Here is a 13,035-nt window from a genome sequence, read left to right as displayed (position 1 = left end):
AACGGTAAGGAACGCGTCCGCGTGGACGGGCGCGAACTGGTGCTCACCAACCTGGAAAAAATCATGTACCCGGAGACGGGCACCACCAAGGCCGACGTCCTGGCCTACTACGCCGCCGTCGCGCCGGTGCTGATCCCCGCCGCCCGCAACCGGCCGGCCACGCGCAAGCGCTGGGTCCACGGCGTCGGGACCGCAGATGCCCCGGGAGAGATGTTCTTCCAGAAGAACCTGGACCATTCAACGCCCGGCTGGGTGCCCCGTGCCGCCATCACGCACAAGGACCGGACCATCCAATATCCCCTGGTCAATGATCCCGCTACCCTCACCTGGCTGGCCCAGATCGCGGCCCTGGAGATCCACGTGCCGCAGTGGCGGGTTGACTCCCACGGCAACGCCATGCCGCCCGACCGGCTGGTGCTGGACCTGGACCCGGGCGAGGGCGCGGGACTGGCGGAGTGCGTGGAGGTGGCCAGGCTGGCCCGCACCATCCTGCAGGACGTTGGCCTGGACCCCGTACCGGTGACGAGCGGCAGCAAGGGCATCCACCTCTACGCGGCCCTGGACGGGTCCCAGAGCTCGGACCGGATTTCCGACTTCGCCCGCGAACTGGCCCGCTCGCTCGAGGCAGACCACCCGGATCTCGCCGTCAGCGACATGAAAAAGACCCTGCGCACGGGCAAGGTGCTGGTGGACTGGAGCCAGAACAACGCCGCCAAGACCACGATCGTGCCGTACTCGCTGCGCGGCCGGCTCCGGCCGACGGTGGCCGCCCCGCGGACATGGCGGGAACTCAGCTCCGCGTCGCTGCACCAGCTGGATTTCCAGGAGGTGATGAAGCGCGTCGCAGCCGGCAAGGATCCGTTCGCCCCGGTTTCCGGCGGCCGGCACGGCGCCGGAGCCCCGGCGGCGCACGCGCCGGACCGCCGGGTGGACCACCGGGACGTCCACCTGCCCGGAGGGCGGGCCGAAATCTCTCCCGAGCCGGCCGGCGACGGCGGCGACACCGATCCGCGGCTGGAAAAGTACCGCACCAAACGGGACAGGTCGGCCACTCCCGAGCCCTTCACCGCGGACCGTCACCACGCCGGGGACGACGGCGGGACACGGCGGGAGAAGTTCGTCATCCAGGAGCACCACGCCAGCCGGCTCCACTACGACTTCCGGCTGGAACGCGACGGCGTGCTGGTGTCCTGGGCGCTGCCCAAGGGCGTCCCGACCAGCAAAACCAAGAACCACCTCGCGGTCCAGACCGAGGACCACCCGCTGGACTACGCCGACTTCGAGGGTGACATTCCCAAAGGCCAGTACGGCGCCGGGACGGTCAGCATCTGGGACCACGGACACTACGAATGCGAAAAATGGATCGCGGGCAAGGAGGTCATCGCCACCCTGACCGGCGCGGAGGGCGGCGGCCTCGGCGGAGCGCGCAGGTTCGCCCTGATCCACACCGGCCGGGCCGATGACCAGTGGCTGATCCACCTGATGGACCCTGCGGGCCCGCAAGGCCGTCCCGGCCCGCGGCCCCCGGCCGGCACAGCGGACGACGGCGGGGAGGACGGCTCAGCGGACGGCCGCGGCCACCGCGAGGGCGGAGCGGAAACCGCCGCCGGCACCGAACGTGCCCCCGACGCCTCCGGATTCAGCCCGATGCTGGCCACATCCGGGACCCTGGCGGACCTTCCGGACCTGGACTGGCAGATCGAGCTCAAGTGGGACGGGGTGCGGGCCCTGGTGATCGGCGACGCAACGACAGTCCGGCTCATCAGCCGCAATGGCATCGACATGTCAGTGAGCTACCCCGAGCTGACGGACCGGTCCTCCTGGCCGGAGCAGGGCTTCGTCGCCGACGCCGAGATCATCGCCGTCGGCCGCTCCGGCCGGCCCGACTTCGGGCTGCTGCAGGGCCGGATGAAACTGAGCAGGGCCGCCGACGTCGCCCGGGCGCAGCAGTCGACGCCCGTGCGGCTGATGCTGTTCGATCTGCTCTTCGACGCCGGCGAGGACCTGCGGCGCCAGCCGCTGAGTGAGCGGCGCCGCCGGCTGGAGCAGTTTTTCCGCCCTTCCGCCGCCCCGGTGGAGCTTTCCGGCGTGATCGATGGCGACGTCGCGCACATCCTGGAAAGCGCCGCCGAGCTCGGACTCGAGGGGGTCATGGCCAAGCGCACGGACGGGCGCTACGTCGGCCAGCGCAGCCGGTCCTGGCTCAAGCTCAAGGTTGAACGGACCCAGGAGGTGGTGGTGGGAGGCTGGCGGCCCGGGAAAGGGGGGCGCCGGGAATCCGTTGGCTCGCTGCTGCTGGGGATTCCGGACGGCTCGAAACTACGGTATGTGGGCCGGGTGGGCAGCGGCTTCAGCACCCGTGAACTCAAGGAACTCAGGCAACAACTCGACGCCCTGCCACGGAAGACCTCCCCGTTCCGGGACGTGCCGGACGCTGACGCGGCAGACGCCAACTGGGTGAGCGCAAAACTCGTCGGCGAGGTCACCTTCGGGGAATGGACCGGCAGCGGGAAGCTCCGGCACCCGGTGTGGCGCGGCTGGCGCCTGGATAAGGCGCCAGCCGACGTCGTGGCTGACCCTGCCGCCGGCCCCTAGTCGTGTGGGGCCAGCGGTGATGGGGCTAGTCGTGGTGGGGCAGCTGCGGACGGCTTTGCCGGTGCATGGCGCCAGCGGCCACCTGCTGGCCCTGCCGCCCGCGGGCGGTGTCGCGGTCCTTGGGGTGCCGCTGCTTGCCGCTGCCGTCCGGCCATTGCTGTCCCTGGCCGGGCCCGGGGGGAGCGTGGTGCAGGGCCTCGGGTCCCGGGGCTTCAGCCATGGACTGCGCCAGATGGCTCGCGACCTCGGGCTCGATTTCTTCTCCGAACTGATGATCCGCCATTGATCTTCCTTCCCGCTGTAATTAACCGCTGTGAAATGAAGTGTCCATCAATCGTAGGACTGCCCCGGGGAGATGTCTGTAGCGCCCGCCGTCGGACTTTCCGTCGGCCCGAATCCCGTCGGAAACCCCCGCAATCGAGGGCTGGCGCGGAAAATTTTGGGCGCGTCGCCGCCCGGATGGCCGGTTCCCAGTATCCGCGCGGCGAAAGCGGGCAAAAGAAATTAGTGAATTGCCCCCAATTTGCACGCGAAATGGGCGATCATACGGCACGCAACTCGGAAACTCCAGAGAATTCCCGTAAAATTGAAAGCCTGCCCAGAGCGGGGCAGCTACAAGTCGCAAGCAAATGATCTCCCTAGGAGCTTCCCAAATGCCCACAGACCGAAGCACGACCGACTCTTCAGCAGGCGTCATCGACGCCAGCAGAACCAACCAAGGCGCACCCAAGGGTGTGAAGAAACCGAAGCTACGTCGCCGTCGACTCCGCGAGTCCGACGTCAACGTTGTCGACCAGCCGATGCTCAAGAAGGCACTCGGCGGCACCATCGTGGGTAACACCATGGAGTGGTACGACGTCGGCGTTTTCGGCTACCTGATCACCACCATGGGACCGGTATTCCTGCCGGAGGCGGACAAGTCCGTCCAGACCCTGTTCCTGCTCGGAACCTTCGCCGCCACCTTCATCGCGCGCCCCCTCGGCGGAGTCGTGTTCGGCTGGCTTGGCGACAAGATCGGCCGCCAGAAGGTCCTCGCCGCGACCCTGATGATCATGGCCGCCAGCACCTTCGCCGTCGGGCTCCTGCCCGGCTACGCACAGATCGGCATCTGGGCTGCGGTCCTGCTGGTCCTGTTCAAAGTTATCCAGGGCTTCTCTACCGGCGGGGAATACGCTGGCGCCACGACCTTTGTGAGCGAGTACGCCCCTGACAAGCGCCGCGGATTCTTCGCCAGCTTCCTGGACATGGGCAGCTACCTCGGTTTCGCCCTTGGCGCGGCCCTCGTTTCGGTGCTGCAGCTGACCCTCGGCCAGGACACCATGGAGCAGTGGGGCTGGCGCATCCCGTTCCTCCTTGCCGGCCCGCTCGGCCTGATCGCCGTGTACTTCCGGAGCAAGATCGAGGAATCCCCGCAGTTCCAGGCAACCCTGGATGCCCAGGAGAACCTCGCCAAGGACGCAACCGCCTCGGACACCACAGCCTCCAAGGGCCCGGTGGGCATCGTGAAGGCGTACTGGCGCTCCCTCATCGTCGCGATGATCCTGGTCGCGGCAGCAAACACCGCCGGCTACGCACTGACCTCCTACATGCCGACGTACCTGACGGAGTCCAAGGGCTACGACGAGCTGCACGGCACGCTGCTGACCATCCCGGTGCTGGTCATCATGAGCCTCTGCATCCCGCTGACCGGCAGGCTTTCTGACCGGATCGGCCGCCGCCCCGTGCTGTGGATCGGCGCCATCAGCACCGTCGTCCTCGCCACCCCCGCCTTCCTGCTGATCGGCATCGGTGAAATCTGGTCCACGCTGGCCGGCCTTTCCCTGATTGCCTTCCCCGTGACGTTCTACGTGGCCAACCTGGCGTCGGCCCTGCCGGCCCAGTTCCCGACGGCCAGCCGCTACGGCGCCATGGGCATCGCGTACAACTTCTCTGTGGCCATCTTCGGCGGCACCACGCCGTTCATCGTTGCCGCCCTGATCAGCGCAACCGGCAACGACATGATGCCGGCCTACTACCTGATGGCCACCTCGGCGATCGGCGCAGTAGCGATCTACTTCCTCAAGGAATCCGCCCAGATGCCGCTGCCCGGCTCCATGCCGAGCGTGGACACCCAGGCTGAGGCCCGCGAACTGGTCGCGACGCAGGACGAGAACCCGCTGATCGACCTCGAGCACATGGACATGCCCATGGTCGCACCGGCCGTCGATTCCACCGCAGGGCGCGGGGAAGCCGAGAAAGTCCCGGCCACAGCCTAAGCCTGCCGGTCCGCCCGGACCGGCAGCAGCAGTCCAGGCTACGTAGCTGACAGCCCCGCCCTTTGAGGCCTGTTCCGGATGCTTACCCGTTGGGGGACGCATCCGGGCAGGCCTTAGGCGTGTCCGAACCACTATCAGCACCCGGGCCCCGCGAACCCCGCAAACCCCGGGCCCCCGGGGAAACCACAGGAACCACAGGAATCGGAGAGGCAGTTGTGAAGTCCCTGCTGCACCACATCCGTTCGCTGCACAGCCTGGCCCCGGCCAACAAGGACCACGTGTCGGCTTGGCGGGTGGCGATCAGCGTGGCCGTTCCGTCCCTGGCGCTCCTGGCGGCCGGTCGCCCCGGGCTGGCGGGCTACGCTGTTTTCGGCGCGCTGACCGGCATGTACGGCCGCACCGAGCCTCACCAGCTCCGGCTCCGGCATCAAGGCCAGGCGGCTGTCCTTTTGGTTGCCGGCGTAGGAGTCGGCGTCTTCCTCTCGGCCCACCACATTCATTCGTGGGCCCTGGTGATCATTGAGGCCGCGTTCGCCGGCGTGGGCTCGGTGTTCACGGACAAGACGGCCCTGAAACCCGCCGGTCCCTTCTTCGGGATCCTGGCCCTGGGCGCGTGCGCCTCCGTTCCCGCCGCCGTCCCCTGGCCTACGGGCGTTCTCATCGCCGCGGGATCGGCCGCGTTCTCCATCATGGTCGGCTTTGGCGGCTGGTTTGTCGGCCGCACCTGGCAGCGCGGGAGGCGGCGGGACGTCACAGTGCTGCGCGGGGCCGGGCGCCGGGCGGCGTGGCTGCATGCCGCCCGCTACGTCACCGCTGTCGGCGGCGCCGGGACCCTGGGGGTCCTCAGCGGCAGCGGCCACCCGCACTGGGCCATGGCCGCGGCGGCGGTGCCGCTTGCCGGTGCGGACCTGCCCAGCAGCGTGTACCGCGGCGTCCACCGGATCGTCGGGACACTGGGCGGTCTCGTGGTGGTCGCGGCGGTCCTGTTCCCGTGGCCGGGGTCACCGCTGCTGGCCTTCCCCGGGCAGGACGCCGCCGTCCTGGTCTGCCTCGTGATCGTGTTGCAGTTCAGCACCGAGCTGTTCATGACCCGGCACTACGGCCTTGCCATGGTCTCCTTCACCCCGGTGATCCTGCTGGTCGGACAGCTTGCCGCGCCGGCCGATCCCGCCGTGCTGGTGACCGAACGGGCCGTCGAAACACTCGTGGGCGCCGCCGTCGGGATCGCCGTCGTCGTACTGATCCGCCGACGGCGCCTAGCCGCCCGCTGATGTACCCGGCGGCTACTTGGCGCGCCGCGCCGGCCCGGCGATGAGCTTTGAGGGCAGCACCCGCGAAACCGAGGTCAGGACTTTGTAGCGCTTGCTGGGGATCGAGACGGCCTTGCCCTTGGCGTTGTCCGCCAGTCCCTCGCTGACCACTTGCCGGGCCTCGAGCCACATCCAGCGCGGCGTCGCCGTCTTGTCCATCCCCATCCGGTCGTGGAACTCGGTGTGGGTGAAGCCGGGGCACACGGCGGTGACCTTCACCCCCCGCGCCGCATAGGCCATGTTGGCCGAGCGCGAGAAACTCAGCAGCCAGGCCTTCGCTGCGGAGTACGTGCCGCGGGGCAGGAAGGCCGCCACGCTGGCGACGTTGATGATCCTGCCGGACTGGCGCCCGAGCATGCCTTGCAGGGCGGCGTGGCTGAGCTCCATGGCGGTTTCGACATGGAGCTTCAGGTGTTTCTTCTCCTCGGCAATGTCGTTGTCCTCGAAGGGCCGCAGCAGGCCGATTCCCGCGTTGTTGACCAGGATCTCCACCGGCCGCGCGGGGTCGGTCAGGCGCGCGACGACGGCGGCAATCCCTGCGTCGTCGGTCAGGTCCGCGGCGATCGTCTCCGTCCCGGTCCCGTAGCTGTTCTCCAGCTCCGCAGCGGTGGCCGCGAGGCGGCCGGCGTCGCGGGCCACGAGCACCACGCGGTGGCCCTGCTCGGCGAGCTGGCGGGCGAACTCGGCGCCAAGGCCTGCCGTCGCGCCCGTGACCAGGGCTGTGCTGCCGGATGTAGAGGCTGTTTGAGGGTTCATAGCGACAGCCTAGTCTCGTCCCGGCTCAGGCCAGGGCCGTGTCCTGCGCCAGTTCGTCCCCTGCCGGGTCACCGTCATCGAGCAGGTGGCGGTTTTGAAGCTCTTCGGCCGCAAGCTCGTACCAGGTGTGCGCCCCGAAAGAGGGGCTGCTGGTGTCGAGGTGGCGGTAGAGAGCGTCCGCGAGCCGGCACAACGCCGTGTCGGACAGTGCCCGGACCGTGGCCACAGGATCCAGCGTTCCCTCGAAGTACTCCGAAAGCGCCAGCCCGTCGATGGAGCCAAGGTCGCTGGCGCCGCCGGTTTCCGCGGCCAGCGGGCTGTTGGCCTCCCCCAGCCCGGAGTCGGATCCGGAGCCGGGCCCGACGTCGAGCAGTCCGGCAGCTTCGCTGTCTCCGTTCCCGGCGACGGCGACGGGGGCCGGGCGGTCGTCGGTGTCGAGTCCGGCGAGGACTTCGGCGTCGGCACCGACGTGCACGAGGCAGATTGGCAGCACCGCCGGCTCGTCGAGGGCGAAACGAAGCGGTCCGGCCTCTGCGGAGCCCCCGGCATCGGGAGAGTGCAGGTGTCCGGCATCAGCGAGACGCCGGAGGTCCAGCAGCACCTCAGGGTCCAGGTGGGAGGCGCCGTGGAGATCGATGACCACGGCGGCGCCCGGTTCGAGGCGGCAGGCGCGGCGCACGATGTGCAGGAGGGTTGCTGAGTCAGACTGGGTAACGCAGCCGGTAATTTCGAGGGTGACCTGTGCGGGATCGACGTCCACCCGGACAAGCACACGCAGTTTATGGTTCATGGGGTACTCCAAAGTCACCTGTCCAAGAGCCAACTGCATAACTCTGGTCAAACTTTACGAGGTTGGTCCGCTGCCCACAAGCGGGCAGGCCGATGACTTCGTTCCGGCCCCCGCGCCAGGCGCTCAGGCTCCCTCTGGGACCCGCTCCGGCCAGTCCACATACTGGTGGTACGACTCATGTTTGCGCAGGTAGCGGTACATGAACGGGCAATTCGGGATGATCCGCTTGCCGGAGGCAACCACGTCATCGAGGGCGAAGTGCGCCAGCACTTTGGCGAGCCCTTGGCCCTGGAACTGCTCTGCGGTATCCGTGTGGATAAAGTCGATATGGCCCGGCCTGTCGATGAAGCGCACCTGGACGGCCAGCTTCTCGCCGACACGGAGTTCGTAACGGTGCAGCTCGTCGTTCCGGGTGGTGGAGACGTCCGGGGTGAAGGTGTCTTCCGTGGTTGCCGAGTTCTCCGTCATGGTTCGACATTGGCACTTAATGGCGGGCGTGGCAATGGCGGTTCCGATCCGCCCTGCCCGTCAGGTGGCGTCGTGAGCTGAACCGGAATCCGGCCCAGGAGCACGACGGCGAGCGCGAAGCAGGCGGCACCCCCGCCGAGGAGCCCGGGCGTGAGCCCGGTGAGCGCGGCGTTGACTGCCGGAACAAAAACGGCGACTGCGGCCAGCAGCACGGCGGCCGCCGGTCGGCTCGGCGACGGGCCGGACGCCGTCGGCCGCTCCTCCAGCCTGCCAAACAATGCCACCACCGGCAGCAGCAGGGCGATGACCCCCAACAGCACCAGGGGCCGCCCCCACCACCAGGCCGCACTCCCTCCGTCGGGCTGCGGGAAATCCGTCAGCAGCAGCAACCCGGACATCGCCGCCAGCAGGGGCAGATGCCACAGATAAACAGTCATGGACCGCCGGCCGGCCACGCCCATCATCCGGCGCACCCCGGCCACGGACGCGATCCGGGACAGCACCGGCCGGAAGAGCTGGAGGGCGGCGGCCTGCGAGATGCCCAGGAGCAGCAGCGTCACATTGGGCGGATTGAGGTTCACCAGCATGTTCCCGGAATACAGCCCCAGCAGGACTATCAACCCCAGCAGCATGTTGCTGGCAACCATGATGCCCAGGTGCGCCGGCCGGCCCGGCAGCAGCCGCGGGCCATCCGCCACGATGAATCCGAGCTGCTGCACGGCGCACCACAGGAACAGCATGTTCAGGTATGCCAGCAGCGGCAGCACTCCCCGCAGGCAATCGACCGTCACCACCAGGGCGGTGAGGCCGGCGAAGGTCAGCCATGGCGCGCGGGTGTGGAGGGCCGCCAGCCAGGGAAGGTTGAGTTGCGCGGCGAGGTACGCGGCCAGGAACCACAGCGGCATGCCGGCTCCGCTGGTGAGCAGCTCGATGACCTGAGGGTCAACCCCTGCGAGGCGGGCCGCCGACAGGCCAACGAACATGACCGCCAGCAGGACGGCGGCCGGCCGGATCAGGCGCAGCAGCCGGGCCTGCATGAAATCGAAGGCGTTGCCGCCCCTGGCGCGGAGCCGGCGCCAGGACTGCAGCCCGGTGATGCCTCCGGCCACAAAGAACAGCGGCATGATCTGGAAGACCCACACCACTGGTTCAAACCAGTGCTGATCGCCCAAGGTGTTCTCGGACGTCACGGTGCCGTCCGGGTGCAGTACGGGACTCACCATCATGGTGTGCGCGACCACCACCAATGCCAGGCAAAAGAACCGGACAAGGTCGATCACCGGGTCTCGGTCCGGCATCGGCGCCGGGTCGCCGGTTGGCCGCTGCTGCGCAAGCATGGCACCCCTCGGGAAGACAGGCTGTGTTGCCATCATTGTCGGGCCGCGGCGCCCTGGCTGCCAGAGCAGTATGGCCCGGATGCGCGCCGGCTGCGGGCCATACTGCTCTGGCAGTCACAGTGTCAGCGCGAGAGTGTGGCCAGGGCGGTGGCCGCGAAGGTCCTGGCCGAGGCATTCCACAGGCCCAGCAGTGCCTGGAGGTTCTCGCCGTCGGCCCGGTGCGCTGTGGTCTGTTCCTCAAGGACCGCCAGGACGCCGGTGCGCAGCTCCGTGTTGAAGTTGACCTTGCCCACGTTCATCGCGGCGGCCTTGACCAGTTCCTCGGCCGGAATGCCGGAGGCGCCGTGCAGGACCAGCGGGATCCGGGTCCGCACGGCGATGTCCTGCAGCACGTCCCAGCGCAGCCGGGGCTCCCCTTTGTACTTGCCATGGACATTGCCCACAGCCACGGCGAGCAGCTGCGCCCCGGTGCGGGCCACGAAGTCCTCCACCTGGGCGGAGTCGGTGAGCCCGGCGGGGGCGTCCGCCACTGTGCTGCCTCCGTTATCCGCGGCGTCGGTCCCGAAGGCCCGGTCCTCGTCGCCGGCGAGTCCGCCGAGTTCTGCTTCAATGACGACGTCGGCCCGGCCCTGCGCTGCCAAGGCCGCGCGGACGTTCCGGACCAGGGCGATGTTGTCCTCGTACGGCAGCGAGGACCCGTCGACCAGCACCGAGTCGGCCCCGGCACTGACGGCGTCGGCGATCACCTGCGGGTCGGTGGCGTGATCCAGCTGCACCGCAATCGGCACGGAGGCTGCGTCGGCGAGTCCGCGCAGGGCGGCGATCAGCCGCAGCCCGTTGGGCGTTGCCGCGGTCTTCGGTGCGACCAGCAGGATGGCGCCCCGGCCGGATTCCTCGGCCGCCCCCACAACGGCGAGCGCGGTGGTGAAGTCGTAACAGGTGAACGCCGGAACGGCAGAGCCTTGCTGCAGGGCGCCGGTCACCAAGGTGTCCAGTTGGGTACGCATCAGGCGCTCAGTCCCCCCACCAGCATCCAGGCGACGAATGTCAGGGCGAGGCCTGCCAGTCCCAGCACGGTGGTGAGCACGGTCCAGGTCCTGAGGCCGTCGGCGACGGTCAGTCCGTAGTAGCGCACAACCACCCAGAAACCGGCGTCGGTCACGTGGGAGAGGCCGAGAGCGCCGAATCCGATGGCGATCACGATCACGGCGGTCTGCGCCGGCGTGTAGCCGCCGCCGGCGACGGCGGAGGAGAGCAGGCCGGCCGTGGTGACGATCGCGACGGTGGCCGAGCCCTGGGCTGCGCGGAGGGCGAGGGAGATGATGAAGCCAAGCAGCAGCAGCGGAACGCCTAGCGTGTCGAGGGATTCGGAGAGAGCCTTGCCGATTCCGCTCACCTGCAGGACGCTGCCGAACACGCCGCCTGCCGCAACAACCATCAGGATGGACGCGATCGGAGGCAGCGCGCCTTCGAAGATTTCGCCGGTTTCCGTCAGCGACCACTGCCGGCGGACGGCCAGAAGGAAGAAGCAGAGCGCAACGGCCACCAGCAGGGCGAAGACGGGGTTGCCCACGAACGCCGCGACGCCGTACCAGAAGTCGTTCTTGTCGATCACCAGGGTGCCGACGGTGCCGAGGAGGATCAGCACGATCGGGGTGGCGATGAGGAAGATGATCAGTCCCGGACGGGGCGGGGCGATGGCTTTGCTGCCCGGGCCCTCGTGGCCGACGCGGACCATGGTGGCGGAGCCGAACTCGTCCACCTGGGTTTTGACGGCCGGCAGCAGTTCGTAGGTCTTGCGGTTCATGATGGACGCGACCCAGTAGGACAGGAAGCCCAGTGGCACGCAGATCGTCAGCGAGATCAGGGCGATCAGTCCGATGTCGGCGCCGAGCACGCCGGCACCGGCAACAATCCCCGGGTGCGGGGGCACGGCCACGTGGATGGCCAGCATGATGCCGGCCATGGGCAGGCCGAACTTCACCGGGTGGACGTTGGCAATTTTAGCGAAGGCGTAGACGACCGGCACCAGGACAATGATGCCGACCTCGAAGAACACCGGAATCGCGACCAGGAAGCCGACTGCGGTGAGGGCGACGGCCACCCGGGTGGCCCCGAGCTTGGCGGTGAAGTGGTCGGCGAGGGACTGGACGCCGCCGGAGACCTCGATCATCCGCCCCAGGATCGCGCCGAGCGCAATCAGGAGGGCGACCTTGCCCATGGTGCCTCCCACCCCGGCGGCCACCACAGTGAACACGTCCTTTAGCGGGATCTGCGCGGCCACGGCCACCAGGATGCTGACGGTCAGCAGGGCCACGAAGGCCTGGATCTTGAAGCGGATGATCATCACCAGCAGCAGGGCGACGCCGGCCGCCGCGATTGTCAGCAGCAGCGGAGTTCCCAGCTCCACGGCCGGCTTGATGACGGGCGCGTCGGCTGCGCGCACCATCAGGGAATTGAGCAGGGGGGTCATGAAGAGGTGTCTCCTTTGACAGGAAGGTCGCCCAGCGAGTCAGTCGCCGGGAACAGTGGGGTGGGGACCCGGCGACGGCGGAGGGGGGACCGCCGTCGTCGGGGATGGGGGTGGCTGGTTAGGCGGTGCGCCTGGTGGGCGCGACGACCTTGATGACGGCGGAGTCATCGGCGGCGGCGAGGCCCTGGGCCTGGCCAAGGAGGTAGAGCTGCTCGGCGGCGGCGGCCACCGGGGCGGCGAGGCCGGCGGCGCGGGTGGCCTTGCCGACGATCCCCATGTCCTTGACGAAGATGTCCAGCCGGCTGAGGACTTCGGCGCCGTCCTCGGTGTAGGCCTCCAGGATGCGCGGTCCGCGGTTGGAAAGCATGAAGGAACCCGCCGCGCCGGCTTCAAGGGCGGCGAGGGTCTTGGCCTGGTCCAGGCCGAGGGCGTCGGCCAGGGCCATCGCCTCGGCGGCGGCGGCGATGTGGATGCCGCAGAGCAGCTGGTTGACGGTCTTGAGAGCCTGGCCGTCGCCGGGCTTGTCGCCGACCACGGTCAGGGTGGAGGCCAGCAGCTCAAGGGCCGGGCGGGCCTTTTCCTGGGCCTCGGGCGAGGCGCCCACCACGATCAGGAGGTCGCCCTCGCCGGCACGCTTGGGGCCGCCGGACAGCGGGGCATCAACCAGTTCGACGCCGTATTCGGCCAGGCGGTCGACGGCGGCCGGGATGGCCTCGGTGCCCACGGTGCTGCCCAGGATCACGACGGCGCCCGGCTTGAGCACGGAGGCCACGCCGTTCTCGCCGAACAGGACATCGTTTAGCTGTTCACCGTTGCGCACTGCCAGCAGCAGCGCGTCGGCGCCTTTCGAGGCTTCCCGTGCGGAGGCGAAGGTGCGGATGCCGGCCTCTTCAGCCAGCTTCAGGCGCGGTTCGGCGATGTCGAAGCCGTGGACGGTGAGCTCGCTTGCCAGGCGCGTGGCCATGGGCAGGCCCATGGCGCCAAGGCCAAGGACGGTGATGGTGTAGTTGCTGGTCATGGTGTTCTCCATCGAATGACGTTTGGTGCTGGG

General features: G+C 68.6%; 11 protein-coding genes. 3 read left to right on the top strand and 8 right to left on the bottom strand.

Annotation, left to right across the window (positions count from 1 at the left end; genetic code table 11):
- Positions 1-63: 63 nt before the first annotated feature.
- Positions 64-2,595: an ATP-dependent DNA ligase gene (locus AC1DGD_RS05470; protein ID WP_476856231.1), complete on the top strand. Its 2,532-nt coding sequence runs from the start codon at positions 64-66 to the stop codon at positions 2,593-2,595.
- Between the two features lie 25 nt (positions 2,596-2,620).
- Here the strand turns inward: AC1DGD_RS05470 and AC1DGD_RS05465 are convergent, their stop codons facing one another.
- Positions 2,621-2,878 carry a hypothetical protein gene (locus AC1DGD_RS05465; RefSeq protein WP_223914655.1) on the bottom strand — a complete coding sequence of 86 codons (258 nt, stop codon included), beginning with the start codon at positions 2,876-2,878 and terminating at the stop codon, positions 2,621-2,623.
- Positions 2,879-3,248: 370 nt separating this feature from the next.
- On the opposite strand from AC1DGD_RS05465, the gene AC1DGD_RS05460 reads away from it, so the two are divergent.
- On the top strand, positions 3,249-4,850 hold the full coding sequence (locus AC1DGD_RS05460) for an MFS transporter (protein WP_476856141.1): 1,602 nt from the start codon (positions 3,249-3,251) through the stop codon (positions 4,848-4,850).
- A 215-nt stretch (positions 4,851-5,065) separates the two neighbouring features.
- On the top strand, positions 5,066-6,121 hold the full coding sequence (locus AC1DGD_RS05455; protein WP_476856140.1) for an FUSC family protein: 1,056 nt from the start codon (positions 5,066-5,068) through the stop codon (positions 6,119-6,121).
- A gap of 12 nt (positions 6,122-6,133) precedes the next feature.
- Here the strand turns inward: AC1DGD_RS05455 and AC1DGD_RS05450 are convergent, their stop codons facing one another.
- From AC1DGD_RS05450 to AC1DGD_RS05420, 7 genes are all read right to left on the bottom strand, one after another.
- A complete protein-coding gene (locus AC1DGD_RS05450; RefSeq protein ID WP_476856139.1) occupies positions 6,134-6,916 on the bottom strand; it encodes an SDR family NAD(P)-dependent oxidoreductase in 783 nt (260 codons plus the stop codon).
- Positions 6,917-6,941: 25 nt separating this feature from the next.
- On the bottom strand, positions 6,942-7,706 hold the full coding sequence (locus AC1DGD_RS05445) for a hypothetical protein (protein ID WP_476856138.1): 765 nt from the start codon (positions 7,704-7,706) through the stop codon (positions 6,942-6,944).
- A 123-nt stretch (positions 7,707-7,829) separates the two neighbouring features.
- A complete protein-coding gene (locus tag AC1DGD_RS05440; protein ID WP_230008347.1) occupies positions 7,830-8,174 on the bottom strand; it encodes a GNAT family N-acetyltransferase in 345 nt (114 codons plus the stop codon).
- Positions 8,171-9,511 (bottom strand): acyltransferase family protein, encoded by a 1,341-nt coding sequence (locus AC1DGD_RS05435; RefSeq protein ID WP_476856137.1) that lies wholly within the window; start codon positions 9,509-9,511, stop codon positions 8,171-8,173. The genes AC1DGD_RS05440 and AC1DGD_RS05435 overlap by 4 nt, the downstream gene beginning before the upstream one ends.
- A 122-nt stretch (positions 9,512-9,633) precedes the next feature.
- A complete protein-coding gene (locus tag AC1DGD_RS05430; RefSeq protein ID WP_476856136.1) occupies positions 9,634-10,518 on the bottom strand; it encodes a class II fructose-bisphosphate aldolase in 885 nt (294 codons plus the stop codon).
- Positions 10,518-11,984, bottom strand: a complete 1,467-nt coding sequence (locus AC1DGD_RS05425) for a GntP family transporter (RefSeq protein WP_476856135.1) — start codon at positions 11,982-11,984, stop codon at positions 10,518-10,520. Before AC1DGD_RS05425 ends, AC1DGD_RS05430 begins: the two co-directional genes overlap by 1 nt.
- Positions 11,985-12,102: 118 nt before the next feature.
- Complete coding sequence (locus AC1DGD_RS05420; protein WP_476849879.1) at positions 12,103-13,002, bottom strand: NAD(P)-dependent oxidoreductase; 900 nt, start codon at positions 13,000-13,002, stop codon at positions 12,103-12,105.
- Positions 13,003-13,035 lie beyond the last annotated feature (33 nt).

The organism is Arthrobacter sp. 05T45, from assembly GCF_056395875.1.
The sequence above is the reverse complement of the archived record's forward strand: the minus strand, read 5'-3'. Positions and strand labels throughout refer to the sequence as shown.